24 protein-coding genes are annotated in these 26,531 nt (G+C 63.9%); 13 read left to right on the top strand and 11 right to left on the bottom strand.

Features of this window, described 5'->3' with window-relative positions:
- Nucleotides 1–73: 73 nt before the first annotated feature.
- The 6 genes from BCV67_RS02145 to ccmA all read right to left on the bottom strand — a co-directional run bounded on the left by BCV67_RS02145 (nucleotide 74) and on the right by ccmA (nucleotide 6,631).
- A complete protein-coding gene (locus tag BCV67_RS02145) occupies nucleotides 74–832 on the bottom strand; it encodes a c-type cytochrome (protein ID WP_062166276.1) in 759 nt (252 codons plus the stop codon).
- Nucleotides 829–3,318: an MtrB/PioB family outer membrane beta-barrel protein gene (locus BCV67_RS02140; protein ID WP_172837713.1), complete on the bottom strand. Its 2,490-nt coding sequence runs from the start codon at nucleotides 3,316–3,318 to the stop codon at nucleotides 829–831. Before BCV67_RS02140 ends, BCV67_RS02145 begins: the two co-directional genes overlap by 4 nt.
- Before the next feature lie 54 nt (nucleotides 3,319–3,372).
- Nucleotides 3,373–4,416, bottom strand: a complete 1,044-nt coding sequence (locus BCV67_RS02135; RefSeq protein WP_237334381.1) for a DmsE family decaheme c-type cytochrome — start codon at nucleotides 4,414–4,416, stop codon at nucleotides 3,373–3,375.
- Between the two features lie 130 nt (nucleotides 4,417–4,546).
- Nucleotides 4,547–5,227: a TetR/AcrR family transcriptional regulator gene (locus BCV67_RS02130; RefSeq protein WP_062166271.1), complete on the bottom strand. Its 681-nt coding sequence runs from the start codon at nucleotides 5,225–5,227 to the stop codon at nucleotides 4,547–4,549.
- Nucleotides 5,228–5,279: 52 nt separating this feature from the next.
- Entirely contained in the window at nucleotides 5,280–5,975 is a 696-nt protein-coding gene (gene ccmB / locus BCV67_RS02125) for a heme exporter protein CcmB (protein ID WP_062166270.1), read from the bottom strand.
- Entirely contained in the window at nucleotides 5,972–6,631 is a 660-nt protein-coding gene (gene ccmA / locus BCV67_RS02120) for a heme ABC exporter ATP-binding protein CcmA (protein ID WP_062166269.1), read from the bottom strand. The genes ccmB and ccmA overlap by 4 nt, the downstream gene beginning before the upstream one ends.
- A 170-nt stretch (nucleotides 6,632–6,801) precedes the next feature.
- Between ccmA and BCV67_RS02115 the strand changes: the two genes are divergently transcribed.
- From BCV67_RS02115 to BCV67_RS02100, 4 genes are all read left to right on the top strand, one after another.
- Nucleotides 6,802–7,950, top strand: coding sequence for a pyridoxal phosphate-dependent aminotransferase (locus BCV67_RS02115; protein ID WP_062166268.1), 1,149 nt, complete (start codon nucleotides 6,802–6,804; stop codon nucleotides 7,948–7,950).
- A 14-nt stretch (nucleotides 7,951–7,964) separates the two neighbouring features.
- A complete protein-coding gene (locus BCV67_RS02110; protein ID WP_062166267.1) occupies nucleotides 7,965–8,276 on the top strand; it encodes a hypothetical protein in 312 nt (103 codons plus the stop codon).
- Between the two features lie 5 nt (nucleotides 8,277–8,281).
- On the top strand, nucleotides 8,282–9,097 hold the full coding sequence (locus BCV67_RS02105; RefSeq protein WP_062166266.1) for an amidohydrolase: 816 nt from the start codon (nucleotides 8,282–8,284) through the stop codon (nucleotides 9,095–9,097).
- A gap of 92 nt (nucleotides 9,098–9,189) precedes the next feature.
- Nucleotides 9,190–9,621: a carboxypeptidase regulatory-like domain-containing protein gene (locus BCV67_RS02100; RefSeq protein WP_062166265.1), complete on the top strand. Its 432-nt coding sequence runs from the start codon at nucleotides 9,190–9,192 to the stop codon at nucleotides 9,619–9,621.
- Nucleotides 9,622–9,718: 97 nt separating this feature from the next.
- Here BCV67_RS02100 and BCV67_RS02095 read toward each other — a convergent pair whose 3' ends face one another.
- On the bottom strand, nucleotides 9,719–10,354 hold the full coding sequence (locus tag BCV67_RS02095) for an AAA family ATPase (RefSeq protein WP_156455729.1): 636 nt from the start codon (nucleotides 10,352–10,354) through the stop codon (nucleotides 9,719–9,721).
- A 3-nt stretch (nucleotides 10,355–10,357) separates the two neighbouring features.
- Nucleotides 10,358–10,702, bottom strand: a complete 345-nt coding sequence (locus tag BCV67_RS02090; protein WP_062171332.1) for a type II toxin-antitoxin system prevent-host-death family antitoxin — start codon at nucleotides 10,700–10,702, stop codon at nucleotides 10,358–10,360.
- Nucleotides 10,703–11,108: 406 nt separating this feature from the next.
- Between BCV67_RS02090 and BCV67_RS02085 the strand changes: the two genes are divergently transcribed.
- A complete protein-coding gene (locus BCV67_RS02085) occupies nucleotides 11,109–12,989 on the top strand; it encodes an Ig-like domain-containing protein (protein ID WP_156455728.1) in 1,881 nt (626 codons plus the stop codon).
- A gap of 121 nt (nucleotides 12,990–13,110) precedes the next feature.
- On the opposite strand, the gene BCV67_RS02080 is transcribed toward BCV67_RS02085, so the two are convergent.
- The 3 genes from BCV67_RS02080 to BCV67_RS02070 are packed head-to-tail and all read right to left on the bottom strand — an operon-like array spanning nucleotide 13,111 to nucleotide 16,517.
- Complete coding sequence (locus BCV67_RS02080) at nucleotides 13,111–14,760, bottom strand: pseudouridine synthase (RefSeq protein ID WP_062166263.1); 1,650 nt, start codon at nucleotides 14,758–14,760, stop codon at nucleotides 13,111–13,113.
- Nucleotides 14,753–15,604, bottom strand: a complete 852-nt coding sequence (gene scpB, locus BCV67_RS02075; RefSeq protein ID WP_062166262.1) for an SMC-Scp complex subunit ScpB — start codon at nucleotides 15,602–15,604, stop codon at nucleotides 14,753–14,755. The genes BCV67_RS02080 and scpB overlap by 8 nt, the downstream gene beginning before the upstream one ends.
- Before the next feature lie 16 nt (nucleotides 15,605–15,620).
- Complete coding sequence (locus tag BCV67_RS02070; protein ID WP_062166261.1) at nucleotides 15,621–16,517, bottom strand: segregation and condensation protein A; 897 nt, start codon at nucleotides 16,515–16,517, stop codon at nucleotides 15,621–15,623.
- A 352-nt stretch (nucleotides 16,518–16,869) separates the two neighbouring features.
- Here BCV67_RS02070 and BCV67_RS02065 point away from each other — a divergent pair, with 352 nt between their 5' ends.
- The 8 genes from BCV67_RS02065 (at nucleotide 16,870) to BCV67_RS02030 (ending at nucleotide 26,392) form a co-directional block, all read left to right on the top strand.
- Entirely contained in the window at nucleotides 16,870–17,169 is a 300-nt protein-coding gene (locus tag BCV67_RS02065) for a YciI family protein (RefSeq protein WP_062166260.1), read from the top strand.
- Nucleotides 17,166–17,456 carry a BolA family protein gene (locus BCV67_RS02060; protein WP_062166259.1) on the top strand — a complete coding sequence of 97 codons (291 nt, stop codon included), beginning with the start codon at nucleotides 17,166–17,168 and terminating at the stop codon, nucleotides 17,454–17,456. Before BCV67_RS02065 ends, BCV67_RS02060 begins: the two co-directional genes overlap by 4 nt.
- Nucleotides 17,457–17,587: 131 nt before the next feature.
- Complete coding sequence (locus BCV67_RS02055; RefSeq protein ID WP_062166258.1) at nucleotides 17,588–18,628, top strand: LacI family DNA-binding transcriptional regulator; 1,041 nt, start codon at nucleotides 17,588–17,590, stop codon at nucleotides 18,626–18,628.
- A 54-nt stretch (nucleotides 18,629–18,682) separates the two neighbouring features.
- Entirely contained in the window at nucleotides 18,683–21,643 is a 2,961-nt protein-coding gene (locus tag BCV67_RS02050; protein ID WP_062166257.1) for a TonB-dependent receptor, read from the top strand.
- Between the two features lie 202 nt (nucleotides 21,644–21,845).
- Complete coding sequence (locus tag BCV67_RS02045; RefSeq protein ID WP_231732478.1) at nucleotides 21,846–23,378, top strand: glucoamylase family protein; 1,533 nt, start codon at nucleotides 21,846–21,848, stop codon at nucleotides 23,376–23,378.
- A gap of 10 nt (nucleotides 23,379–23,388) precedes the next feature.
- Entirely contained in the window at nucleotides 23,389–24,666 is a 1,278-nt protein-coding gene (locus tag BCV67_RS02040) for a sugar ABC transporter substrate-binding protein (protein ID WP_062166256.1), read from the top strand.
- Entirely contained in the window at nucleotides 24,663–25,544 is an 882-nt protein-coding gene (locus BCV67_RS02035; protein ID WP_062166255.1) for a carbohydrate ABC transporter permease, read from the top strand. Before BCV67_RS02040 ends, BCV67_RS02035 begins: the two co-directional genes overlap by 4 nt.
- Nucleotides 25,541–26,392 (top strand): carbohydrate ABC transporter permease, encoded by an 852-nt coding sequence (locus BCV67_RS02030; protein WP_062166254.1) that lies wholly within the window; start codon nucleotides 25,541–25,543, stop codon nucleotides 26,390–26,392. Before BCV67_RS02035 ends, BCV67_RS02030 begins: the two co-directional genes overlap by 4 nt.
- The last annotated feature ends 139 nt before the right edge of the window (nucleotides 26,393–26,531 follow it).

Genomic DNA, 26,531 nt, shown 5'->3' with positions numbered 1-26,531 from the left:
GGGTAACTCCTTATCGGTGACTTCTTGAACAGGGCAGCGGGAACACGCCGCGCGGTGGCGGGTGGGGTTGGTTCTATTGCTTGAGCGATGAAAGCCAGGTGGATACCGCCTTGATGCTGTCCGCGTCCAGCCGCTGGCCGATGCCGTGCATGACCCGGCTGTTGCTGGAGGCGTCGACCGCATCATCATGGAACTGCTGCAGGCGGGTCTGCAGGTAGTCGTTCTGTTGCCCTCGCAGGGCCGGGTAGGCGGCATACGGCATGCGCCCGCTACGGTCGACAAAACCGGCCTGCGGGTTGCCGCGGCCGTCGACGCCGTGACAGCCCTGGCAGGGCGGAATGCCCTTGGGGGTGTCACCGCCCATGTAGATGGCCTGGCCCTGGCTGAGCAGGGCCGGGTCGAGGTCGATGGGTGGCGCATCGGCGGCAGGTGCCGGCACCGGCAGCCCGGCGTAGTAGGCCGACAGGTCGCGGATGTCCTGTTCTTCCAGCGGCGCGGCCATCGCGGTCATCGGTGACTCGGGCATGCGCCCGCTCTTGTAGGCATGCAGCGCCCAGTACAGATAGGCGGCTTTCTGCCCGGCAAGATTCGGAAAGGCCGGGGTGATGGCGATGCCGTCGCCGCCATGGCAGGCCGCGCAGACCTCGGATTTGCCCTTGCCGGCCGCCGCGTCACCGTTTGCGGCGTATGCGCTGCGCAGGTCGTAGCGAGGCGGAGGCTGTGGCGTTGTGGCGCTTTCGGCGGAAAGCGTGGCCGCAGGCGCGTCGGTACTTGCCGGCGGATCGGCTTGTGGGCTGGCCGCGAGCGCGGCGATCAACCAGAGCGCCTTCATAGGGCCACCTCGAACAGCATGCCGACCAGATTGACGTTGTAGCTGGACGGGCCGCCATCGGTATACACCCGATGGTCATAGACCAGGGTGTCCTCGAAGCCGAAGTAATGCCAGTCCGACAGATTGCCGCGCTCATAGGTATCAAACAGCCGCAGGCGCATGCGCTTGTTCAGCGGCAGCGACAGGCCGGCAGTCACCGAGTTGACCCGGTACACCATCACCGGATAGCTGCCGCTGGCCAGTGCTGCATTGGCCGGCGTGGTCAGGGCGCCGGGCGAGTTCATCCGGTAGCTGGTCGTGCCGCGCGAATAGGTCCAGTTCCAGGCAAGGTCCAGGGTGGCGCGGCCCAGCCGGCGGGTGAAGTTCAAACCGGCGTAGTGGTTGCGCTGTGCATCGTCCATCCACCAGCGATTGGCGTCCGGATAGGTCGGGCCGCCCAGTGCCGGGTCCGAGCCGGTGGCGTCGTTGACGTTGGCAAATACCAGGGTGGAGCGGTCCAGCCCATACCAGGCGCTGGCAGTGGTGTTGGGGTTGGGCTGCCACTCCCACTGCACGCTGCCGGCATAGGTGTCAAAACGTTGCCGGCCAATCTGCGCGTCATAGCGGTTGCGGTCGCCACGCACCGAGGTGTAGACGGTCATGTCATGCGGCAGGATGAAGGTGGCCATCAGGTCCAGCTTCTGCTGCGTGCGCGAGGCGATGTCGTATTTGCGCAGGTTGGATACCGTATGCGGGCTCAGCCCACCCGCGGGCTCGACAAATCCGGGCAGGGAACTGGAGAAGGTGAACTCGTAGGGGTCGTAGTAATACCTGCTGCCGCTGCGGTCGAGGTAGGAATAATTGGCTCGGAAGGTCAGCCACTCCAGGGCGCGGTTGTTCCAGCCGAACTTGAGCAGGTTGTCGTGGGTGGTGGCGACCTCGCGGTGGGCGCGTTCGATCGCAGTATAGGTATAGCTGGCCGACAAGGTGTTCTTGTTGCTGCTGCGGAAGTCGGCGCCGGTCGAGACCTCGCGCGTTTCCTTGTCCAGCGGCAGGTTGCGGATGCGGGTGAGCACCGAGGCGTTCGGGCCGCGATCCCAGACCCCCATTTCGCCAGGCACCACGCTGCCCTGCGCGCCGTTCTCGGCGATGTAGCCGTACTGGTCGGTGAGCGGGTTGTAGGCCCAGTAGCTGCCGCTGTAGTCCTCGCGCAGATAGCGTGCGGTATTGCGCCAGGTGACATCGTCATTGGGCATCAGCACCAGCCGTGCATCCACCTTCTGGTTGTTGATGGCCAGGCCGGCGCGCTTGCGCGACAGTGCATCGGTGGTGTTCCAGTTGGCACAGTCGTACATGAAGGGCGGTGCCAGCGCCTGCCCGAACTGGCCTTGGCAGTCCATTGGTGCCAGCAGCTTGTCGTTCTGGCGCATGGTGGTCAGTGCCAGGTTCACCGAGAAATCGCCATTCCAGGCCGGAAGCCTGCGGCCAAAGGTGGCACCGAGGCGGTGGTAGTCGTTCTCCGGTTCATAGGCGAACGAGCCCTGGGTCAGCGGCGGCGTATAGGCGCCGGCCACCGAATACAGACCGTACGGCACCTGGTAGTCATAGGAACTGTGCGCGTTGCGGAAGAACGAGCCGGTGTAGTTGAAATCGCTACGCCAGACATTGCCGACGAAGCGCATGCCGCCCATGAAGTTGAGCGTGCTGTCATCGATGGGGCGGGGGATCTCATAGACGCCGCCGTTGGCCGGGAACGGATAGTTGAAGAAGAACGGCCCGCCGAAGGGACGCGCGCCGCTGCGTTCTTCGTGGCTGAGGCTGGCATAGCCGGTCCAGCGCGGGTTGAGCAGGTAGTTGATGCTCACACCCACCTTGTCGCGCACCACGCTCAAAGTGCTGAGCGGCTGCACTGCGGAAATTGCCGCCACCTGCGCGGCGCTGCTTCCGGCTGCGCTGAGCCCGGGTTTGAGGGTCAGGTGCGCGCTGCCCACGCCATCCCAGATTGAACGTGCGTTGCCGCTGAGCACATTCGGCGTGCTGCGTGCGAACGCCTGCACCTTGTAGCGGCCCGCCTGCCCGAACACCGCGCGCAGGTACTGGTTGTCGCGGTCCAGGTGGCTCATGCGCACGTCCACGTAGCGCCCATCCTCGGCGCGTGCCAGGCTGAAGTTCGCCTGCAGGACGACGCCGTCGTCGGCATCGCGGAAGCGGCGCCAGTTGGTATTGCGCTCATCGCCACTGAGGTGCAGGTAGCCAAGCGCGACATTGCCCGACCAGGTCCAGCCGTTGTCGCCAACGGGTTTGGCAGCGGCCAGCTGTGGCGCACATCCATACAGAAAGCCGGTGGGCGTGCGCTTGGGTTCGGCACTCAGCCAGCTGTTGCCCTCCGGATCACAGCCATCCCAACCGATGCGGCCGCTGGGGTCCAGCCAGTTGCCGAACTGCAGGTCGACGCCGCCACCGCTGTCCTGGGCCTGTGCAAGGCCGGCAATCAAAGTCAGGGACAACAATGAGCAGCGGCAGTTACTAGAACGATTCCGTGTGCACATGCCGTTCTCCCTTTACTTGTGCAGACGTGGGCCGGAAGGATGGTTGGAGCCGTGTACCTGGGCGTGGCAGGTGATGCAGCCGCGTCCCATCAGGCGTTCATCAGCGGTCAGTCCGTTGCCGAGCGAGGACTCGGTCTGCAGGTCGTTGGGGTGGCGGGTATGAGAGTGGCATTGCTGGCACAGCATCGGGATCGGCGCCACCAGCAGGGCATGCTGGTTGGAGCCGTGTACCTGATGGCAGTTCAGGCAGCTCTCGCGCACCGGCGCATGCTCGAACAGGAATGGGCCGCGTTTTTCGGCGTGGCACTGGTAGCAGGTCTCGTTGACCGTATCGGTCTTGAGCAGGGTGGGGTTGAGCGTGCCATGCGGGTTGTGGCAATCCACACAGCTGATGGCGCCCTCTGGCAGCGGCATGTGCGAACGCCGGTTGAACTGCTGGCGGATGTCCTTGTGGCAGGTGGCGCAGGTTTCGCTGACCGACTGTTTGGCGGTCAGGCCTTCGGCGGAAAACTTGACCATCGGGTTGTGGCAGTCGCTGCACGACAGATCATTGCGCTGGTGCACCGAGCCCAGCCAGGCATCGCGTGGGCCGCCGGAATGGCAGCCCAGGCAGCTCTCGGTCTGGTTTGCCACCGGCGTGCCGCCATCGTGGGTATAGGCAATGATCGAACCCTTCTGGGTCGGGTTGGCGGCGTGTACGGAACCCGGCCCGTGGCAGGCCTCGCAGGTGGCGGTATTGGGATTGGCCGCCAACGCAACCTGCATGCCGGCGGCGTGTGCGGTATGTGCGAAGTTGTCGTTTTCCTTGCTGTGGCAGGCCGTGCAGACCTGCTGGCCGACGGCCTTGGCCTGCGGGTGGGCCTTGTTGCGCGCGGGGACGGCATCGGCGAAGCCAGGCGGGGCGTCGAATCCGTGCCCGGACTGGGTGGAAGCGAAGTGGGTTTCGGGAAGTTTGACCGCCTGCCCGCTGGCATCGGCTTTTACCGGGGCCAGCCAGGCGACGGAGACCAGAACAGCGGTTGCGACCAGTGCCAGCACTGCGAGATAGAACCGCACGATCCCCTCCTTTGTGTTGTCCCTGCCGATGGGTGGGAGACAACTGGGCAATCAGAACGTAATGTCGATTACGTCACGATTCTGTGAGGAGCCCGGGTACAGTTCAAGCTGCGCTGCAGCAAGCTGCCGTTCAGCTTCGCGGCAGGGCGCCGGCCATGAACAGGCGCACGGCTGCGCGTGCCTGTTGCTGCGCGCGCGGCAGATCGCTGCTGTCGATGCGGCCGTTGACCGAGCGCAGGATCAAGCCGCCGATCACCACCATGTAGAAAAAATGCGCGGCTTGGTCGGGGTCTTCGATGTGCATGCGGCCGGCAGCGGTTTCGCGGGTGAAGTAGTGGCTGAGCAGGATTTCCATTGGCGCTACACCGTGCGCCTGGAACCAGTCGCGCAGGCCGGGCTGGTTCATGCCCTCGGCAATGACCACCCGGTGACACGCAAGTCGAGTCGGCGAGAGGATTTCCTCTGCCATCTGCACGGCGGCTTCTTCCAGTGCTTGGGCGGGCGGCAACGGCGATTGCAGCAGGGTATCCAAGCTGCGCCCGAAGTCATTGATGCTCTGCTCCATCAAGGCGTGGATCAGCCCTTCCTTGTCGCCGAAGGCACGGTACAGCGTGGCCATCGAGCCGCCGGCACGCTTGACGATGTCGGCCAGGCGCGCAGCCTGGTAGCCCTTTTCGTTGAAGACGTCAGTGGCAGCGGCGAGGAATTTCTCAACCCGCAGTTCGCCGCGCCGCTGCAGTTCGACCACGGGGCGGGGCGGCAAGGTGGGCTTGGCTACGCTCGGGACTTCGGTGTGGGGCCGCTCAGCCATGGGCTAGGTTTGCTTTGTGAAGTCAATCTTAAGAATAGCGCTGTTTTGGCCCTCAGGAGTTGGCGATGCGGATTGCCGCCGCCGCCGTCAAAGGCGCAAGCACCGCGCTGACCAGCAGCCCGGCTGCCAGCATCAACAGGGCGCCGCTGGCATCGAAGCCCTGCGCCGCCGCCGCCACCGCGCCGGCGCCGAATACCAGCACCGGCACGTACAGCGGCAGCACCAGCAATGCCAGCAGGATGCCGGCCCGGCGCATGCCCACGGTCAAGGCGGCAACCACCGCGCCGAGCAGGCTCAGCAGGGGCGTGCCCAATGCCAATGCGGTGACCAGGACCGGCAGCTGTGCACGCGGCAGATGCATCAGTTCGGCCAGCAACGGGCTGACCAGCACCAGCGGGAAGGCGGTGGTCAGCCAGTGCGAGAACACCCGCACCGCCACCAGCCAGGCCAGCGGCACCGGTGACAGCAGCCATTGTTCCAGCGAACCATCCTCGGCATCGCTGCGGAACAGGGTGTCCAGCGACAGCAGGCCGGCCAGCAGGATCGCCAGCCAAAGCACGGCCGAGGCCACGCTCTGCAGCAACCTGGGCTCACCGCCCAGCGCCAGTGCGAACAGCGCCACCACCAGCACCGCGAACAGGATTGGCTGCGCGGCGTCGCCACGGCGGCGCCACAGCAGTTTCAGGTCGCGCGCCAGCAAGGCACGTGCGGCCGAGAGCAGGGTGGGCTGCGGACCGGACAGGCTCATGCGGCGTCCTCCTCGCTGCCGGCAGCGTGCAAGGTGAGCGTGCGGTTGCGCACCGGCGGTGCGGCATAGGCGCCATGCGTGGTCACCACCGCGGCGCCGCCGCTGCGCAGGTGCGCTGAAATCATCCGGTTGACCAGGTTGATCCCCTCCAGGTCGAGGTTGGCGTAGGGTTCGTCCAGCAGCCAGATCGGCGCCGGCGACAGCCAGATGCGGGCCAGCGAAAGACGCTTCTTCTGGCCGGCCGAGAGCTGCCGCACCAGCGTGTCCTCGTAACCGGCCAGGCCGACGATGGCCAGGGCGTTGCCCGGCATCTGCCGCGCCCGCCGGCCCTGCAGCCCGCACAGAAAGTGCAGGTTCTCCAGTGTGCCCAGGTCCTGCTTGAGCGCGGTGAGATGGCTCAGGTAAGCGATATAGCGCGAGCGGTCGGTGTTGCCTGCCGGGCGCGAGTCGATCTCGATCTGGCCTTCGTCCGCGCGCAGCAGGCCGGCCAGCACGCGCAGCAAGGTGGTCTTGCCGGCGCCGTTGCTCCCTTGCACCAGCAAGGCCTCGCCTGCGTCCACGTGCAGGTCCAGTGGCCCGAATACCGGATCGTCATTGCGGCTGAAGCGCAGGCCACGTGCACTGAGCAGCGGCGGGATGTTTGCAGTTTCAATCATCGGATCGGGCGCTTCCGTCCTTGGCAGGTGGCGCAGGCTGGGCAGCGCATCGGGGCGCGCAGTATAGCGCCGGGCCGACGCTGTCCCGCGCTGCCGGGGCACGCCAGGGCGGGCCGGCGATGCCGGCTTTGCGTACACTCGGGGTTTTCTCCCCCGGTGTGTACGTACCCATGCATCCGCAGACCAAGTTGCCCAAGGTGGGCACCACCATTTTCACCGTGATGTCGCAGCTGGCCGCCGAGCACGGCGCGGTCAATCTTGGCCAGGGCTTCCCTGATTTTTCAGCGCCGCAGCGCTTGATCGATGAAACCGCCAAGGCGATGCGCGATGGTTTGAACCAGTACGCCCCGATGACCGGGGTGGCGCCGCTGCGCCAGGCCATCGCGCAGAAGGCGCTGGATTGCTATGGCGCGCAGGTTGATGCGGACACCGAGATCACCGTCACTTCCGGCGGCACCGAGGCGATCTTCAATGCGATCCACGCGGTGGTGCGTGCCGGCGAGGAAGTCATCGTGCTGGACCCGGCCTATGACTGCTATGAGCCGGCAATTGATCTGGCCGGCGCGCGCGCTGTGCATGTGCCGCTGGACCCGCAGACTTTCGCGGTGGATTGGGACCGCGTGCGAGCGGCGATCACGCCGAAGACCCGCATGCTGATGGTCAATACGCCGCACAACCCGTCGGGGGCAATGTTGAATGCCGATGACATGCAGGCCCTGGCCGATGTGCTGCGTGGCACCGACATCTACCTGATCTCCGATGAAGTGTACGAACACATCATCTATGACGGCGCGCGGCATGAGTCGGCCCTGCGTTACCCAGAGCTGCGCGAGCGGGCGTTCGTGATCTCGAGCTTTGGCAAGACCTATCACTGCACCGGCTGGAAGATCGGCTACGCGATCGCGCCGCCGGCAATGACGGCCGAGTTCCGCAAGGTGCACCAGTACAACACCTTCACCACCTACAGCCCGGCACAGTACGGCTTTGCCGCGATGATCCGCGATGAGCCCGAGCACCACCTGGAACTGGGTGCGTTCTACCAGAGCAAGCGTGACCGCTTCCGCGAACAGTTGCTGACCACACGCTTGAAGCCGCTGCCGGTGCCGGGCGGCTACTTCCAACTGGTTGACTATTCGGCCATCAGCGATCTTCCGGACCATGAATTCGTGCGTTGGCTGACCATCGAGAAGGGCGTCACCGCCATTCCGTTGTCGCCGTTCTATGAAACTCCGCCGGCCGGGCAGCGCCTGGTGCGGCTGTGCTTTGCCAAGAACGATGCGACGCTGGATGCGGCTATCGAGCGCCTGCGGGCGCTTTGACAGCAGGCGCGCCGATGGACACTGGTCTGCTCGTTTTCGGTTTGGCGTTTGCCGCGTTTGTGCTTGCGGCTGTGGTCAAAGGCTACTTGTTCCTTGCCGTGGTCCAGCCGGGCCTGCAGACGCGCGGGGTGCCGGTGGACGAGGGTCGGTTGGCGTTTCGCGGCAGCGTCGGCCGCTACACCCGCGACTATCTGGCGCTGCTTGATGAGGTCGAGCAGCGCCAACCGCTCAATCGATGGATTGCGCGGCTGCAATGGGGGCTGCCGGTGCTGGGCGCGGCCATGGCGGCCGCCGCGTTTTTCTCTTCATGGCTTACAGGACGATGACGACAATGCAGGACCTGCGAATTTCCCTGGTGCAGGGCGACACCCGCTGGCACGACCCGGCCGGCAACCGCGCCTATTACGGCGCCTTGTTGGCGCCGCTCGCCGGCAGCACCGATCTGGTGATCCTGCCGGAGACGTTTACCAGCGGGTTCTCCAACGAGGCCATCGACCAGGCCGAAGACATGGAAGGCCCCACCGTTGCGTGGATCCTTGAACAGGCGCGCGCGCTGGATGCAGTGGTGACCGGTAGCGTGCAGCTGCGGGTGGACGGCAAGGTCTACAACCGCCTGCTGTGGGCAACACCCGAGGGCGAGCTGCACTATTACGACAAGCGCCATCTGTTCCGTTATGGCGGCGAGCACAAGCGCTATGCGGCCGGCAACGCGCGTCTGTGCGTGGAGTGGAAGGGCTGGCGGATCAATCCGCAGGTCTGCTACGACCTGCGTTTCCCGGTGTTCTGCCGCAACCGCTTCGATTTCGAACGGGCAGGGCAGCTGGATTTCGACCTGCAGATCTTCGTCGCCAACTGGCCGTCGGCCCGCGCCTATGCCTGGCAGACGCTGGCGCGGGCACGGGCGATTGAAAACCTGTGCTACGTGGCGGTGGTGAACCGGATTGGCGTGGACGGCAACGGTCTGCATTACTCCGGCGACAGCGCGGTGATCGATTTCCTTGGCCAACCCCAGCTGGAAATCCGCGAGCGTGAACAGGTAGTCACCACGACGGTCTCGGCACAAGCGCTGGCTGCGCATCGCGAACGTTTCCCGGCAATGCTCGATGCCGATGCGTTCACCCTGGGCGGCCCGGTAGTGCTTCGCTGAACGCTGGCCGCGCGCCATGCCTGACAGCTCTTTGCAATGTGCAGGAGGGCTGTCAGTCTCGGTGCCGGCTCCAATCAAGCAGAGGATGCGCGATGAAAAAGATGATGGCAGCAGCTGCCGTGCTGGTACTGGGTATCGCTCCGGCGGCGCAGGCAGCCGGCAATATCGATTGCGAATTGCACTACAACCTGTCGGGCTGGTCGGCGTTCTACAAAACCGCCAGTGGCACTGGCACGATCACCTGTGACAACGGCGCCAGTATTCCGGTCAAGATCACCGCCAAAGGCGGCGGCCTGACCGTGGGCCGCACCACCATCACCGACGGCCGTGGCCGCTTTACCGGTGCCTACACGCTCAACGACCTGCTGGGCACGTATGCCGCGGCAGAAGTCCATGCCAGTGCCTCGCGCGCCACCGATGCGCAGGCGATGACCAAGGGTGATGTTTCCCTGGCGCTGGCGGGAACCGGGCAGGGCTGGAGCCTGGGGATTGGCTTCGGCAAATTCGTGATCGAGCGCCGCTGATTTTCGGGCGACAAGGTCGGGCGCAAAGGCGCGCCGCTGCCTTCTCCCGCGTGCGGGAGAAGGTGGCCCAAATGGCGGGTGAGGGGAGCTTTCGCCTTTACTCGTCAGCCGCCACCGGGAACGCCTTGAGCGCAGCCCACACCAGTGGTTTAGCCCATTCGGGCACCTGTCCGAACTCTTCCTGGCTCACCGGGCACAGGATCCGGCCACGGTCCACTTCCAGTACCAGCAGGGGCTCAACCGCGCCGTCGGCGTCCGGCGGCCGGCTGTTGTCGTAAACGTGCAGCCTGGTCAGATGCGGCAGCAGCTCGATCAGATTCAGGCGTGAGCTGTCGTAGCGCTGGCGGATCTTGTCTTCCGGAATATCGTGGCCGCCGGCCGCCACCCGCTCGGCAACGCGCTGCAGGTGCAGCTCGATGCTGTCCAGGCCGCAGAACCATATTGTGACTTCGTGCTGCGCGCAGGCCTCATGCAACAGCTTGGGAATGGTGTTGGCACCGAGCGTGGTTTCGAACGCGTAGTCGCGGTTGGATTGCATTGCTTCACGCAGGCGGCGGGTACCTTCCTGCCAGGCGGTGGCATTGGCCTCGGCCAGCGGCCAGCCCTGTTCCACCAGTTGCCGGGTAAAGGCGTCAGGATTGAACCAGGTCGCGCCGTCGTGCTGCAGCATCATGCCCAGCAAAGAACTCTTGCCGGCGCCATTGACGCCGGCCAATACCAGGATCCGTGCCACCGGTCAGAGCGATTTGCCCGGGACGATCTTCAACCCCCGCCGGGCAGGGCGATCCAATGCCTTGGCCAGGGCCTTGCCGTCATCGAGCCCCGCGAGGTGGGTGTCGAATTCGGCCTGCAGTTGCTTGAGCGACTGCGCGCGCTGCGCTGCGACCGAGGCGCCTGAGGCCTGCGCGACCAGGCGCTGGTATTCCTCTGCAGACACCACTACTGCCTGCGGGTGGTTGTGGTTGGTGACCACCACTGCGCCGAGCCTGGCGACCTTGCGCATCAGCTCAGGCCAGCCCTTGGCCTTGACGTCGCTGGCGGGCGTCTTTTCAAGGTCCAGCAGGTTCAGAGAGAGGTCCATGGCGCTGTCCGTGTCTGGATGTTGGGAAAATATACCAAATTTCCCAATTTGGGAAATTAATGGGGCCGAACGCTTGGCCGTGATGGTCTGCTGATGGGCGCGCGCCTTGACCAAGGCGATGCAGCGCTGAGCGTTTAACGGCATTTGCTGCCCAGATGAATGACGTGGGTTGGGTCAACTGCAGGTGGTCGAGCATCTGCGCGGACCCTTAATTGTTGCAATCGTTAAAAATATTATCTGTCTTCAGAAAACTCTCGGCTTTTGGGGCTTTTCTTGTATCACCGGTGAGGTGGAGAAAAACATACTCGTTCGACAGCATGGGCGGCACGTATGTGGCGGACCTCTGCTGCCATGAGGTCGAAGTATTCGGCCTTGAAGTTGAAATTGATCAAAGAGGTCAACGAGTATGGATACGAATATCTCAGCAGATGGTGGTCGAGCCAGCGTCATGAAAACGGGCTGGCTCGCAGAAAGCGCATCTCAGGCAGCTCACGCTGCGGCTGGAATCGATGCTGCAAGTATTGATGTCTCCGCCATGGCCTATTCAAGCGGCACGCCGGTAATCGCAGCGGTGACGGATGACAAGGGATTCAACCAAGGTCTGGTCGAAAATGGCGGCAGGACCGATGACGGCCGGCCGACGCTTACCGGTACTACCGAAGCTGGCTCCATCGTGCACTTCTACAACAACAATCAGCTGATTGGCAGCACCGTAGCAGCGGCCAGCGGTGACTGGTCCTTTACTCCGCGCCTTCCGCTGGCCGACGGCCGGCACCCGTTGTCCATCATCGTGGAATATCCGGGCGGCGACATCAGTGAGGCTTCACCGCCGTACGTGATCATCGTCGACACGATTACGCCGGAGCTGCCCGCCATTGGCGCGGTTCTGGATGACAAGGGCCCGATCCAGGGTGCCATTGCAAATGGCGGAGTCACCGATGACGGCAAGCCAACCATAACGGGCAAGACGCTGCCTGGTGTTGTGGTGCACATCTACAATCGCGGTGAATTGATCGGCAACACCGAGGCGGATGGGAATGGCAACTGGTCATTCGTTCCCCGCTTGCCGTTGGCTGATGGAACGCATCAACTGGCCATTGCACATGAATATGCCAATGGCGACGTCAGTGATCTGTCCCAGCCCTATGTGATCATTGTCGACACGTCGACTTCCGGGGCGCCGGTCATAGGTGCGGTACTGGATGATCAAGGGTCGATCCAGGGTGCCGTTGCAAATGGAGGTTTCACCGACGATGGCCGACCAACGCTTACGGGCAGAGCGCACCCGGACGTAGTGGTTCATGTCTACAATCACCGCCAGTTGATTGGTAATGCCCAGGTCGACAGCAACGGGGATTGGAGCTTCGTTCCAAAACTGCCGTTGGCGAATGGCACGCACGAATTGACCATCATCCATGAGTATCCTGATGGCGATATCAGTCAGCTTTCTGAGCCTTACGTGATCATCGTTGACAGGGTCCTTCCTGCTGCGCCCGTGGTTGATGGCATCGTTGATGACGCAGGTCGCATCACCGGCTTGATCGGAAGCGAGGGTACTACCGATGATAACCGGCCGACCGTTGTTGGTACCGCCGAAGCTAATGCCACCGTCATCGTTCACGACAAGGGCAAGGAGATCGGCCGTACGGCAGTCGATGACCAGGGGAACTGGAGTTTCACGCCGGCTGCAGCATTGAAGAATGGTACGCATATCTTCACTTGCTGGGTAATGGATCGCGCAGGCAACCAGAGTGAGTTCCTATCTCCGCCATTTGAGTTCGAGGTTGATGCAAGCGCAGATCGCATCCGCATCTACAGTGCTGACGACAATGTCGGTGCTGACGTCGGTACCTTGCTGTCGGGAGATATCACCGACGACAGAACGCCGACATTGTCTGGGACAGCCAATGCGGATGGCATCGTCCGGATCTACGAGGGCGGCAAGCTGCTGGGTCAGGTGGTTGCCGACGAATTCGGTGATTGGGAGTTCACACCTGATGTCGCACTGAGTCTGGGTGTACACCAGTTCCAGGCGACGGTTACCCGGGAGTTCACCGGCGAAAGTGCGCTCAGCGCAGTGTTCAAGTTGACGGTGGAATCGGGTATGCGCGGTATCGAGAAAGCATCCGCTGATGTTGGTTTCGAGTTGTCGCAGGTGTTGGTGGAGACGGGTGAGGAGTTGTTTCCCTCTGCTCCGCAGGCCTCTGCTACTGCGCCTCAGAACCATGTGCCGTATTCCGGTTCGGATCTGTTGGGCCAGTACGAAGTCGTTCTTGAGGCTTACTGATCCTGATTGAAAGTCGCGGTGCGCCATTTGCCGCGACAATGAAAAAGCCCGGCGCATGGCGCCGGGCTTTTTTGTTTCATTTCGCTAAAACGACCAGGCGCGAGGCCTGGTCGTTGGCGAATCAGGCGCCGCGCGGACCGCGGTTGCCACCACCGCCGGGACGACCACCGCCACCCGGACGGCCTGCGCCGCCGGGGCGGTTGCCACCCGGGCGCGGGCCACCGGAGGGACGACCGCCGGGGCCACCCGGGCCACGGTTGCCGCCGCTCGGGCGATTGCCGGCCGGACGTGCGCCGTACGGGCTGAAGCCCGGGTTGGCGTGGTCGGACGGGAAGCTCGGGGCATTGCCCGGGTGACCGTAGGGGTGCTTGCGCTGGCCCTGGCCTTGACCCTGGCTTGCACCCTGGCCACCAGCACCCGGACGCCCCTGGCCGGGACCGCCACGGCCAGCACCCGGGGCGCCGCCCGGACGCGGCTTGCCGTAGGGACGGGCCTGGCCATCAGCGGCCGGGCCACGGCCCGGACCACGATTGCCGCCCGGGCCGCGTGCTGCGCCCGGACCTGCATTGCGGTGGCCGCTCGGGCCGGTGCTGACACCGTCCGGCACGTACCAGGTGCGGAATGCGGCCGGGTTGCCATCCGGCAAGCTGCGGTCGCCGGCGGGCTTGCGCTGCTTGAACGGCTTCTGCGACTGCTTGGCCGCGGCTTCGCCGCTGACCGTCAGGCCGCCCTTGAAACCGCCGCCGCTCTTGCCGCCACGGCCACGGCCGCCGCGGTCTTCGCGCAGGTTGTCGAAGCGGCGCAGTTCGCGGCCTTCGTCGGCGCTGTTGTGGCCGTTGACGTAAGCATTGCCACGGCCGCCTTCGCGCGACACGCGCAGGGTGGTCTTGACCGCCTTGCGCTGGCCGATCACCGGCTGCAGGGTCAGTGCCGACGGGGTGCCTTCTTCCAGCTTGAGCTGGGCGCGCAGCGCGTCGACCTGCTGGGTGGTCAGTTCCACCGACTTGCCGCGCATCAGTTCACGCGGCAACTCGATCTTGCCGTAGCGGGTGCGCTTCAGGCGGCTGACCTGGCAGCCCTGCGATTCCCATAGGCGGCGCACTTCGCGGTTGCGGCCTTCCTTGACGACCACGCGGAACCAGTCGTGCGAGTCGGTGCCGCCGATGCGCTCGACTTCGTCGAACTTGGCGCCGCCGTCTTCCAGCAGCACACCGCGGCCGAGGCGCTCGATGATTTCGTCGGAGACCTTCTCTTCGCCTTCCGGTGCGCGGACACGTACCACGTACTCGCGCTCGACTTCGAACGACGGGTGCATCATCGCGTTGGCGAGCTCACCGTCGGTAGTAGCCAGCAGCAGGCCGGTGGTGTTGATGTCCAGGCGGCCGATGGCGATCCAGCGTGCGCCTTTCAACGGCGGCAGCGCTTCGAATACGGTCGGCCGGCCTTCGGGATCGTCACGCGTGGTGACTTCGCCTTCGGGCTTGTTGTAGATCAGGACGCGCGACGGGTCGGTCAGGGCGCTGGCGACAAAGCTGCGACCATCAAGGTCGATCTTGTCGCCGCTCTTGACCGACATGCCGGTCTGCGCGACTTCGCCATTGACCTTGACCAGGCCGTCGGCGATGCGCTGCTCCAGCGCGCGGCGCGAGCCCAGGCCGGCTTGTGCCAGGACCTTGTGCAGGCGCTCTTCGAGCTTGGGCTGCTGTTCGGTGTCGGCTTCGCGCTTGAGCGAGAGCTTGTTCAACGAAGGTTTACGGGGGGTGTCACTCATCTGTTTGGCTCCGGCCGGCGTTTTCCGCGTCGGCCTCTGGTTCGGAATCGGCTACGTCAACAGCCACGGTCGTCGTCGCGACGGCGTTGTTTTCAGTTTGTTCCACTTCCGCCGCGCGCTCTCCCGGCGCGGCGTCGGGTTCGCCGGTGAGGGCGGTGTCGGATGCGGCCGCGTTCGAATCGGGGGATTCTGGCGTGGCTGCGGGTGTCGAATCGCTGTCGTTGGCGGCGTCCAGGCCCTGCGGCGAGGCGGCGCCGGCGGCGAGCGGGGCAGCTGGCTGGCCGTCGCCATCCAGCGGTAGTTGCGGTTCCAGGTCGCCGATGTCACGCAGTTCCGACAGCGGCGGCAGTTCGTCCAGGCGCTTGAGCCCGAAGTAGTCCAGGAAGCCCTTGGTGGTGCCGAACAGAGCCGGCTTGCCGGGGACGTCGCGGTGCCCGATGACCCGGATCCATTCGCGTTCTTCCAGTGCCTGGATGATGTTGCTGCTCACCGCCACGCCGCGTACCTGTTCGATCTCGCCACGGGTGATGGGCTGCCGGTAGGCAATCAGCGCCAGCGTTTCCAGGGTGGCGCGGGTGTAGCGGGTCTTGCGTTCGGTCCACAGCCGGGAGACCCAGCCATGCACTTCGCTGGTGATCTGGTAGCGGTAACCGGAGGCTACTTCGACCAGTTCGACGCCGCGTCCAGCACAGCCTTCGCGCAGCAGTTCCAGTGCCCGTTCGATGCTGCCCGGCGGAGCCGGTGCATCTTCCGGAAACAGGCCTTGCAGCTGCGCCAAGGTAACCGGCTGGCTGGAAGCGAGCAGGGCACCTTCGACGATACGGTTGATCAGCGGTTGATCCATGCGTTGGGTCGGTTGCTCAGGCAGGGGTGTCGGCATCATCGAACTCGCTGGAAAACTGCAGCGGTGCGTTGGTGTTGCCGGTGGCCAGGGACTTCACATAAATCGGGGCGAGCGGAGCTTCCTGCACGATATCGAGCAATTGCTCCTTGGCCAGTTCCAGTACCGCAAGGAAGGTGACCAGGACGCCGAGCTTGCCTTCTTCGGCGGTGAACAGACTTTCAAAACGGTAGAACTTGTCGCCTTCCAGCAGGCTGAGCACATCGCCCATGCGCTGCCGCACGCTCAGTGCCTCGCGTTTGATCGCGTGGCCGCTGAAAAGCTCGGCGCGCTTGAGTACATCGTGCAGCGCCAGCAGCATTTCCTTCAGTTCCACCGGCGGTGGCGTCTTGACCAGCACCCGCTCGGGCACGAAGGCGTGCGCCATGCTGGTGTCGCGGTCCTGCCGGGGCAGGCTGTCGATGTCCTCGGCGGCCTGCTTGAAACGTTCGTATTCCTGCAGCCGGCGTACCAGTTCGGCACGCGGATCTGCTTCTTCGCCTTCGATGCTGGGCGGGCGCGGCAACAGCATGCGCGACTTCACTTCAGCAAGAATGGCCGCCATCACCAGGTATTCGGCTGCCAGTTCAAAGCGCAGCTCCTGCATGACGTTGATGTATTCCACGTACTGCTTGGTGATCTCGGCGACCGGGATATCCAGGATGTCCAGGTTCTGCCGGCGGATCAGGTAAAGCAGCAGATCCAGCGGGCCCTCGAAGGCGTCGAGGATAACTTCCAATGCGTCCGGCGGGATGTACAGATCCTGTGGGATCTGCAGAACCGGCTGGCCATGCACCATCGCCAGCGGCATTTCCTGCTGCTGAGGTAAGGATTGCTGCGCTGGCGGGTTCGCGTCGTGCGCGAGTTCGGAAGTCATCAGGTCGACATTCGGGGGTATTGCGGGCCGTACACACCCCAGGTTCCCGCCCGGGAGGGTGTCAGCCCCTGTATTACGAGCTACTCGCGCTTGTTCGGCGCGTTTCCACACATAAACAACAAGGCGCGCCGCAGGATCAGCGGCAACGTCATTACGAGGAGGTCGTCTACGCGGTCCGGGAAGTGATGTGCTTCGGTGGTTGGGTGGCAGGTCTGGCCTGTCACCGCACCGAGCGGCTACTGGCCGGCTGCGTGCAATGGACTAAAGAGTAATCGCCAGAGCAGGCTGGTGTCCAGCATTGTGACGCTAGACTTGGCACCCTTCCATTCAGCAGACAAGCGGAGAAAGGCCAGTGTGGTACGTAATCGAGGGCTATGACGGTGAGGATGTGCTGGCGGCGCGGCTGGAGGCCCGGGCGGCTCATCTGGAGCGGCTGCAGACATTGCTTGGCCAGGGGAGGCTGCTTTTGGCCGGTCCTTGTCCTGCTATTGACGCGCAGGACCCCGGCCCGGCCGGCTTCAGCGGCAGCGTGGTGATCGCCAGCTTTGACGACCTGGCGGCCGCACGGGCCTGGGCCGAGGCCGACCCGTATGTGGCGGCGGGTGTGTACACGCGCGTGGAAGTGCGCCCGTTCCGCAAGGTGCTGCCATGAACCGGGTCGAGCGGATCCGGACCGCACTGCAGGCGGCATTCGCGCCGCAGGTGCTGGAGGTGCGTGACGACAGCCACCGCCATGCGGGCCACGTGGGCGCCAGCGACGGGCGCGGCCATTTCAAGGTGGTGGTGGTCAGCGAGGTGTTTGCCGGCAAGTTGCCGCTGGCCCGGCACCGTGCGGTCTATGCCGCGCTGGGCCAGATGATGGAAACGGACATCCATGCGCTGTCGATCAAAGCGTTGACCCCGCAGGAGAAGGCGGCACCGGCTGAACGGGCAGGCTAACTGCGGCGCTCCCGTCAGCGCTGGCAGGACAGGCGTTGTCCTGATGGGACATGGATACCTAACGAACTGTTTACAATTGCGATTGGAAACGCTTACAGTCCGCCTCACCCTGTATTGCGGAGGGTAGGGCGGTGGCGAAATCGGCAATCACGATCAAGGATGTCGCCCGCGAGGCGAACGTCTCCGTCGCCACGGTGTCCCGCGCCCTCAACGGCCACGACAATGTCGCCGCGCCGGTGCGCAAGCTGGTGCTGGAGGTCGCCAAGCGGCTGCGCTACAGCCCGCACGCGGCGGCGCGCAGCCTCAGCAGCCGGACGACCCAGACAGTCGGCGTAGTGCTTCCCGATCTGTACGGCGAATTCTTTTCCGAGCTGATGCGCGGCATCGATGGGGTGGCCAGTGCCCACCGCCGGCACCTGCTGGTGTCCAGCTACCACGGTGACCAGGCGCAGCAAGGGGCGGTGCTTCAGGCCATGCGTGGTCGCGTGGATGGCTTGCTCGTGCTGTCGCCCTACGCTGGCGACCCGGATTTTCTGATCGATAACCTGCCGCCTGCATTACCTACGGTGCTGATAAACACGCCGGTGGCTGAAGAGCACTATCCGGTTTTCAGTATCGATGACCGTGCCGGCGCACTCGCCATGACCCAATATCTGCTCGATACCGGATACCGACGCATCGCTTTCATTGCCGGGCCTGCGCACAACCACGATGCGCAGCTGCGCCTGCAGGGCTTCCGTGCGGCGATGGCGGCGTTCGACGGCAGCGTGGAAGCCATTGAACTGCCCGGCAACTTCGACGAAGCCTCTGGTCACCAGGCCGGGTTGGCCTTGCTGGCGCACCCGTCATTGCCCGATGCGGTGTTCGCCGCCAACGACATGATGGCCCTGGGGTGCCTGTATGCGTTCTCGCAGGCCGGGGTGAACGTGCCTGCGCAGGTGGCACTTGCCGGCTACGACGACATCCCCTTGGCACGCTTTGTTCACCCCGCGTTGACAACAATGCAGGTCAGCATCGCCGAGTTGGGCGAGCGGGCGATGCAGCAGCTTGTGCAGATGATCGATAGCGATCAGGCACAGGCGACGCCCGCCGTAACGCTGGTTCCAACCTTGGTCGTCCGCGATTCCACCCTCGCGGGCGTCGTTCCTGCACCCGGCGTTAGACCGGGGTAGCTCACACACACAACCCTTGCGGCTTCCCTGTCGCTGCCTTGGGAGAGGTAAAACATGAATAAAAAATCGAACAACGCGATGCCCCCACGCAAGCTGCTCAGCGGTGCACTTGCCGCGTGCCTGTTGCTGGGCGCCGCGCCCGCTTTCGCACAGAGCACCGGTGCCACCATCCGTGGCCAGGTGATGGCTGACTCGGCCCCCGCCGCGCAGGCCCAGATCACCGCCACCAACATCGCCACCGGCCTGGCCCGCAGCGTGCAGAGCACCGGCAACGGCAACTATTCACTCGCGGGTCTGCCGCCGGGCACCTACAAGGTGGACGTCACCGCCGGTGGCAAGAGCAGCAGCCAGAACATCACCGTGCAGGTCGGGCAGACCGCCACGGTCAACCTGGGCGTCGGCGGCGTGGCTGAAACCGGCGGCGGCTCGGCGACCACGCTGGATGCGGTGCAGGTAACGGCACAGGCGCCGATCGAGACCAAAACCTCGGAAATTGCCACCTACATCACCCCACAGCAGATCCAGGCCCTGCCGCAGGGCACGCGGAACTTCCTGGCATTCGCCGACACCGTGCCCGGCATGGTGTTCGAGCAGAACCCGTCCAACGGTTCCACCAAACTGCGTGGTGGCGTGCAGAGCGCCAACAACGTCAACGTCTACATCGATGGCGTGGGCCAGAAAAACTACGTCACCCAGGGTGGCATCACCGGCCAGGATGCCAGTCGCGGCAACCCGTTCCCGCAGTTGGCCATCGGCGAATACAAGGTCATCACCTCCAACTACAAGGCCGAGTACGACCAGATCAGCTCGGCCGCGGTGACCGCGGTGACCAAGTCCGGCACCAATGAGTTCAAGGGCTCGTTCTTCTGGGATTACACCAACCAGGATTGGCGCGAGCTGCGCGAGAGCGAGAAGAACGGCGTGGGCAAGACCCGTTCCGGTGAGAAGCAATACGGTGGCAGTTTTGGCGGCCCGATCGTGCAGGACCGCGCGCACTTCTTCGTCACCTACGAGGGCAAGGAATACAACGCGCCGCAGGACCTGAAACCGGGCGAAGGGCGCTTCCCCGACGACCTGCCGCAGGCCTGGCGCGACCAGCTCGGCGCCACTGCAACGCCGTTCAAGGAAGACCTGTATTTCGGCAAGCTGGATTGGTCGGTGAACGATGCCAACCTGCTTGAGTTCACCTACAAGCGCCGCGAAGAGAGTGAGATCGGCAACGTCGGCGGGCAGAGCGCGCGCAGCTACGGCACTGATACCGGCGTGACCGAGGACCGTTACGACCTGCGCTGGCAGTACTCCAACACCAACTGGCTAAGCGATTCGCACCTCACCTACGAGAAGGCGTTCTGGACCAAGGCGCCGGTCAACTACGGCAACGGCAGTGTGCTGACCGATGGCAGTGGCGACGACGGCAAGCAGATCTACCGCATCGGTGCCGGCGACGGTGGCCTGCAGGACAAGGGCCAGAAGGGCTGGTCGTTCCAGAACGACACCACGTTCTTCGGCTGGGAAGGGCACACGCTCAAGTTCGGCATCAAGTACAAGCAGGTGGACCTGGACACGATCGAACAGCAGCCCTACAACCCGCAGTTCTATTACGACATCAACCAGGGCGGCGACGCGCCGTACTTCGTGCGCTTCGGCAGCCCGGCAGTGGGCACCGGTGGCGGCGCGGTGACGTCCAAGAACAAGCAGTTCGGCATCTACATCCAGGACGACTGGGAAGTCACCGACCGCCTGACCTTGAACCTGGGCCTGCGCTGGGATTACGAAAAGACGCCGTCCTATCTGGATTACGCTACCGCACCGGACGTACTGGCCTCGCTGGCCAGCCAGGATCCGAAAGCCGGCGCTGGCCAGACCTATGCGCAGACGCTGGCGCTGGGCGGCATCGACATCAACCGCTATATCAGCACCGGCAACAACCGCAAGCCGTTCAAGGACGCGATCCAGCCGCGGCTGGGCTTCTCCTATGACCTGAGTGGCGATGAGCGGCTGGTGGTGTTCGGCGGTGTCGGCCGTTCCTACGACCGCAACCTGTTCGACTACCTGCAGCTTGAGCGCAGCAAGGCGTCCTTCCCGACCCGCCGTTTCAAGATCAACTCGCCGGGCCATGCCTGTGCGGTGGGCGGCGACTGCCTGGACTGGACCCCGCAGCTGCTTGACCGCGACTTCCTGATGTCGCTGGTCGATTCCAGCGAGGCCGGCCGCGAAGTGTGGATGTTCGACAACAAGCTGAAGACACCGTATTCCGACCAGTTCAGCCTTGGCATCCGCAGCAGCTTCAACATGGGCGGGCAGGACTGGAACAGTTCGGCCACCGTGCAGCACACCCGTTACAAGGACGGTCTGCTGATCTCACGTGGCAACCGCTATGCCGATGGCGGCGTTTTTGGCCCCGACGGCAGCCCGTGGAGTGCGCCAGGCCTGCCAGATCTGGGCGCGCTGATCGTTGCCACCAATGGCTTCGAATCCAGGAACACCGCCTTGCTGCTGAGCCTGGACAAGCCGTATTCCGCCGAAAGCCCGTGGAACCTCAACGTGGCTTATACGCTGACCGACGCCAAGCAGAACATCCATGAAAAGGACCCGGTATTCGGCTGGTATTTCCAGCAGGGCGGCTGGTTCGATGGCGCCTGGGCGCCGAAGCATCGCCTGGTTGTCAGTGGCTTCACGGACCTGCCGTGGGGCATGAGCGCGTCCGGCAAGCTGACCCTGGCCAGCAAGATCAAGCGCTGGGATATCGACGGCACCGACGCCTACGGTGGCTATGAGCGTCCGCACAGCTGGGAGCCGAGTGGCAGCCTTGGCTTCAAGCAGTTCGACATGTCGTTGACCAAGACCTGGGACACCGGCACCGATCTCAAGCTCAAGGTCCGCGCCGACCTGCTCAATGCCTTCAACTGGACCAACTGGGGCGGTTACGGCATCAATTGGAACACCGGCGTGGTCAGCAGCTGGGATCAGTACGCTACCCGTACTTTCAAGCTGTCATTTGGTCTGGATTGGTAAGTACCAAGCTCCCGGCCGCCGTATGCTAGGCGGCCGGGACGTTTCCTATAGGCGTTGCGCGTTCGCCACCTGAATGTGGTGCTATGTTTTCAAGATGGATGTCGCCTTGAGCAAGTCACGTACCCCGCAGTTGTTGGCCTGTGTTCTCGCCGGTATCGGGTTGGCGTTGTTGGGGGGCTGTGGCAAGGCGCCGGAACCGCCAATGCCGAAGGTATTGCCGCAGGTGATCCTGATCGAGGCGGACCTGCCGCCACGGCCGATGAAGCCGGACCTGCCGCCGTTGTTCGACGACATCGAGCGGCGAACCTTCCAGTTCTTCTGGGACACCACCAACGAGCAGAACGGGCTCACTCCCGACCGCTACCCGTCGCGTCCGTTCGCCAGCATCGCTTCGGTGGGCTTCGCGCTGACTTCCTATCCAATCGGTATCGAGAACGGCTGGGTCAGCCGCAACCAGGCGGTGGAACGCACGCTGCTGACGTTGCGGTTCTTCCGCGACCTGCCCAGCGGGCCGCAGCGTACCGGCAAGGCCGGTTACAAGGGTTTCTACTACCACTTCCTGGACATGCAGCAGGGCCGCCGCTATGACAGCTGGGTGGAACTGTCCAGCGTGGATACAGCGCTGTTGTTGATGGGCGTGCTGTTCGCGCAGAGCTACTACGACCAGGACGATCCGCGCGAGAAGGAGATCCGGCAGATTGCCGACACGCTGTACAAGCGTGTGGACTGGCAGTGGCTGCAACGCAACAAGCCGTTGGTCTCGATGGGATGGTTCCCGGAAAGCGGCTTCATCCAGCACGACTGGATGGGCTACAACGAAGCAATGATGTTGTACGTGCTGGCGCTGGGCTCGCCGACGCATCCGGTCGAGCCTGACACGTGGACGGTATGGTCGCGTACCTACGACAACGACTGGGGTGTTTACCAGGGCCAGGAATATCTGTCGTTCGGGCCGTTGTTTGGCCACCAGTACAGCCATGTCTGGATCGACTTCCGCGATATCCAGGACGCGTACATGCGCGAGCGCGGCATCGACTATTTCCTCAACAGCCGCCGCGCCACGCTTGCGCAACGCGAATACGCGATTGAAAACCCGATGCAGTGGAAGGATTACAGCGCCAATGTGTGGGGGCTCACCGCCGGTGACGGGCCGCAGAACACCACCCAGGAATACAAGGGTGAGCAACGCCAGTTCCGTCACTATTCGGCACGCGGTGCCGGCCTGCGCGAGAACTTCGACGACGGCACCATCGTGCCCTCGGCGGCGATTTCCTCACTGCCATACGCACCCGAGGTGGTGATCCCGGCCACGGTGGAGATGCACAAGCGCTACGGCGATTACCTGTATTCCAGCTACGGCTTCCTGGATTCGTTCAACCCCAGTTTCAGCTACGACATCCCGCTCAAGACCGGGCGGTTGATCCCCGAGCGCGGCTGGGTTGCCAGCGATTACATCGCCATCGACCAGGGCCCGATCCTGGCCGGCATCGCCAACTACCGCGACGAATTCGTGTGGGAGGTGATGAAAAAGAACCCCTACATCCGCAAGGGCCTGGAGCGGGCAGGGTTCACTGGTGGCTGGTTGGCGCCGGAAGACAGCTTCCAACCGCTGCAGAAGGACGAGCAGGCCGCATCGGCACGTGCCTCGGGCATTGCCGAATCGCGCGCTGCAGCGGCGGCCGAGCAGAAAGCGGCCAGCCAGCAGCCCGCCCCGCCAGCGGCGAAGAAACAGTGAAGCGCGGCCAATGATCCGCGCGCTGGCGGTGCTGATGGTGTTGCTGCTTGCCGGCTGCAGCAAGCCGGAGCAGGGCACCACCCTGCGGTTCTGGGCGATGGGCCGCGAGGCCGAAGTGGTCGGCGAGCTGGTGCGCGAGTTCGAGGCCGAAAACCCCGGCATCCATGTGGATGTGCAGAACATTCCATGGACGGCCGCGCATGAAAAACTGCTGACCGCCTATGCTGCCGATGGCTTGCCGGATGTCTGCCAGCTCGGCAATACCTGGATTGCCGAATTCGCCACCCTGCAGGCGCTGACCCCGCTGCAGCCGCTGGTGGATGCGTCCACCGGCATCGATCAACAGGATTACTTTGCCGGCATCTGGGATACCAATGTCGTCGACGGCGAGCTGGTCGGCATTCCCTGGTACGTGGATACGCGGCTGCTGTTCTACCGCAAGGATCTGCTGCGCAAGGCCGGCTACACGCAGCCGCCGCGCACCTGGGCCGAATGGGAGCAGATGAACGCGGCGCTGAAGAAGATCATGGGCGCGCGAGGCTATCCGGTGCTGATGCCCTTGAACGAGTTCGAGCCACAGCTCTCGTTCGCCCTGCAGCAGGAAGATACTTTGCTGCGCGATGCCAATACCCGTGGCAACTTCCGCAGCCCCGGTTTCCAGCGCACGCTGGCCTTCTACGACAACATGTTCGAGCAGGGCTGGGCGCCGAAGATGTCCGAGACCCAGATCTCCAACGTCTGGGACGAGTTCTTCCGCGGCTTCACCGCCTTCTATTTGTCCGGGCCGTGGAATATCCGTGAGTTCCGCCAGCGCCAACCGCCCGGTCTGGAAGGCGAGTGGGGCACGACCCCGCTGCCCGGTCCCGATGGTCCCGGCGCAGGCATTGCCGGCGGCACCAGCCTGGTGGTGTTCCGTTCCTCGCAGAAGAAGGAAGCGGCCTGGAAGCTGATCGAGTTCCTGTCGCGGCCCGAGATCCAGCAGCGCTTCTACACCATCATTGGTGACCTGCCGCCGCGTCGCAGCGCGTGGCGCTCGCCGGAATTGCAGAATGATCCCCTGACCGCCGCCTTCGCCGACCAGCTTGAGCGCGTCAAACCCACGCCCAAGGTGCTGGAATGGGAACGTATTGCCCAGCAGATGCGGGTGGTGACCGAGCAGGTGGTACGCGGCGGCTTGCCGCAGGACAAGGCGGTCGAGCAGTTGGACCAGCAGGTGGATGACATCCTCGCCAAGCGCCGTTGGATCGTCGAACAGCAGGCTGACGCAGCTGCGAAGGCGGCGCCATGAAGCGCGGCTCACTGGCTGGCTGGGTCTTCGCCGCGCCGGCGCTGATCGTGATTGGCGTGTTCTTTGGCCTGCCGGTTTTGTCGGCGCTGGCCTTGAGCCTGACCGACTTCGATCTCTACGCGCTGGCCGACCCGCACAACCTGCGTTTCAACGGCCTGGGCAATTACATCGACCTGCTGCAGACGCCGATGTTCTGGAAATCGCTCGGCAATACCGCCTACTTCGTGGTGGCTGGTGTGCCCTTGTCGATCGCGGTTTCGCTGGGTGCTGCATTGTTGCTCAACGCCCCGGCGGCGCGCTTCAAGGCGCTGTTCCGCACCGCGCTGTTTGCGCCGGTGGTGACCACGCTGGTGGCGGTGGCGGTGATCTGGCGCTATCTGTTCCATACCCGCTACGGCATGGTGAACTGGGGGCTGGGCCAGATCGGCATCAATCCCATTGATTGGCTGGGTGATACGAACTGGGCGATGCCAACCATCATTGGTTTCGCGGTGTGGAAGAACTTCGGCTACAACATGGTGATCTTCCTGGCCGGGCTGCAGGCCATTCCCAAAGACCTTTACGAGGCGGCACGTATTGACGGCGCCTCGCGTTGGCAGCAGTTCCTGCATATCACCTTGCCGATGCTGGGGCCGGTGCTGCTGGTGGTCGGCGTGATTACCGTGTCCGGTTATTTCCAGCTGTTCGCCGAGCCCTATGTGATGACCCGTGGCGATCCGCTGCAGAGCACGGTGAGCGTGCTGTATTTCATGTTCGAGGAAGGCTTCAAGTGGTGGAACCTGGGGCGTGCCTCGGCCGTGGCCTTCCTGCTGTTCCTGATCATCCTGGCGGTGACCACGTTGATGTTGCGCTTCGGCAAACGCAGGGAGCTGGTATGAGTGGCGTTGCGGGCAGCCGGGAAATCGGCCAATCGCGTTGGCATGCGTGGTGGGTGAACGGCGGGCTGTTGCTGCTGGCGCTGATCAGCCTAGCACCGTTGGCATGGATGCTGTCGGTGTCGTTCATGCCCAGTGGGCAGGCGTCGCAGTTTCCGCCGCCGCTGTTGCCGGCGCATACCACGCTGGCCAACTACCAGGCCTTGTTCGCGCGTACCGGCATGGGCAACAACTTCGTCAACAGCCTGCTGGTATCGGTTGCGATCACCTTGGGCTCGTTGCTGTTCAATACGCTGGCCGGCTATGCCTTTGCCAAGCTGCGTTTTGCCGGCCGTGAGCGCCTGTTCCAGATGCTGCTGGCGGCGCTGGTGATCCCGGCGCAGGTGGCGATGCTGCCGTTGTTCCTGTTGATGAAACAGATGGGGCTGGTGAACACCTTCGGCGGCGTGGTGATCCCCGCCTTGGCCAGCGTGTTCGGCATCTTCCTGGTGCGCCAGTACGCGCGCTCGATTCCGGATGAACTGCTGGAAGCGGCGCGTATCGACGGCGCCAGCGAGGCGCGCATCTTCTTCCAGATCGTGCTGCCGATGCTCAAGCCGGTGCTGGTGACCTTGGCGATCTTCACCTTCATGGGCGCATGGAACGATTTCATGTGGCCCTTGATCGTGCTGACCGACCAGGAGCACTACACCTTGCCGGTGGCGCTGGCCAGCCTGTCGCGAGAGCACATCATGGACGTGGAAATGATGATGGCTGGCGCGGTGGTCACGGTGTTGCCGGTACTGCTGTTGTTTCTGGTGCTGCAGCGCTACTACATCCAGGGGCTGCTGCTGGGCAGCGTCAAGGGCTGAGGCCAGAGCAAACGAAAGGTGGCGATGATGCTGGCTTTCCATGCGTAACATACCGCCGCGCATGGCGGTGATCTTTGCGAAAATCCGGCAGCTGCTGCCGGTGATGAATCAGGATTCTGGTGATGAAAATGCGTACTGT

Source organism: Stenotrophomonas nitritireducens (genome assembly GCF_001700965.1).
In the GTDB taxonomy this organism is placed as follows: Bacteria; Pseudomonadota; Gammaproteobacteria; order Xanthomonadales; family Xanthomonadaceae; genus Stenotrophomonas; species Stenotrophomonas nitritireducens_A.
Note: the sequence above shows the minus strand (reverse complement) of the source record. Positions and strands in the feature narration are given on the sequence as shown.

Bases quoted from the DNA above. Each gene is read 5' to 3' on its own strand.
- BCV67_RS02145 (WP_062166276.1), bottom strand. From the start codon at position 832: ATGAAGGCGCTCTGGTTGATCGCCGCGCTCGCGGCCAGCCCACAAGCC.
- BCV67_RS02130 (WP_062166271.1), bottom strand. From the start codon at position 5,227: ATGGCTGAGCGGCCCCACACCGAAGTCCCGAGCGTAGCCAAGCCCACC.
- ccmB (WP_062166270.1), bottom strand. From the start codon at position 5,975: ATGAGCCTGTCCGGTCCGCAGCCCACCCTGCTCTCGGCCGCACGTGCC.
- ccmA (WP_062166269.1), bottom strand. From the start codon at position 6,631: ATGATTGAAACTGCAAACATCCCGCCGCTGCTCAGTGCACGTGGCCTG.
- BCV67_RS02115 (WP_062166268.1), top strand. From the start codon at position 6,802: ATGCATCCGCAGACCAAGTTGCCCAAGGTGGGCACCACCATTTTCACC.
- BCV67_RS02110 (WP_062166267.1), top strand. From the start codon at position 7,965: ATGGACACTGGTCTGCTCGTTTTCGGTTTGGCGTTTGCCGCGTTTGTG.
- BCV67_RS02105 (WP_062166266.1), top strand. From the start codon at position 8,282: ATGCAGGACCTGCGAATTTCCCTGGTGCAGGGCGACACCCGCTGGCAC.
- BCV67_RS02100 (WP_062166265.1), top strand. From the start codon at position 9,190: ATGAAAAAGATGATGGCAGCAGCTGCCGTGCTGGTACTGGGTATCGCT.
- BCV67_RS02090 (WP_062171332.1), bottom strand. From the start codon at position 10,702: ATGGACCTCTCTCTGAACCTGCTGGACCTTGAAAAGACGCCCGCCAGC.
- BCV67_RS02085 (WP_156455728.1), top strand. From the start codon at position 11,109: ATGGATACGAATATCTCAGCAGATGGTGGTCGAGCCAGCGTCATGAAA.
- BCV67_RS02080 (WP_062166263.1), bottom strand. From the start codon at position 14,760: ATGAGTGACACCCCCCGTAAACCTTCGTTGAACAAGCTCTCGCTCAAG.
- scpB (WP_062166262.1), bottom strand. From the start codon at position 15,604: ATGGATCAACCGCTGATCAACCGTATCGTCGAAGGTGCCCTGCTCGCT.
- BCV67_RS02070 (WP_062166261.1), bottom strand. From the start codon at position 16,517: ATGACTTCCGAACTCGCGCACGACGCGAACCCGCCAGCGCAGCAATCC.
- BCV67_RS02060 (WP_062166259.1), top strand. From the start codon at position 17,166: ATGAACCGGGTCGAGCGGATCCGGACCGCACTGCAGGCGGCATTCGCG.
- BCV67_RS02050 (WP_062166257.1), top strand. From the start codon at position 18,683: ATGAATAAAAAATCGAACAACGCGATGCCCCCACGCAAGCTGCTCAGC.
- BCV67_RS02045 (WP_231732478.1), top strand. From the start codon at position 21,846: ATGCCGAAGGTATTGCCGCAGGTGATCCTGATCGAGGCGGACCTGCCG.
- BCV67_RS02040 (WP_062166256.1), top strand. From the start codon at position 23,389: ATGATCCGCGCGCTGGCGGTGCTGATGGTGTTGCTGCTTGCCGGCTGC.
- BCV67_RS02035 (WP_062166255.1), top strand. From the start codon at position 24,663: ATGAAGCGCGGCTCACTGGCTGGCTGGGTCTTCGCCGCGCCGGCGCTG.
- BCV67_RS02030 (WP_062166254.1), top strand. From the start codon at position 25,541: ATGAGTGGCGTTGCGGGCAGCCGGGAAATCGGCCAATCGCGTTGGCAT.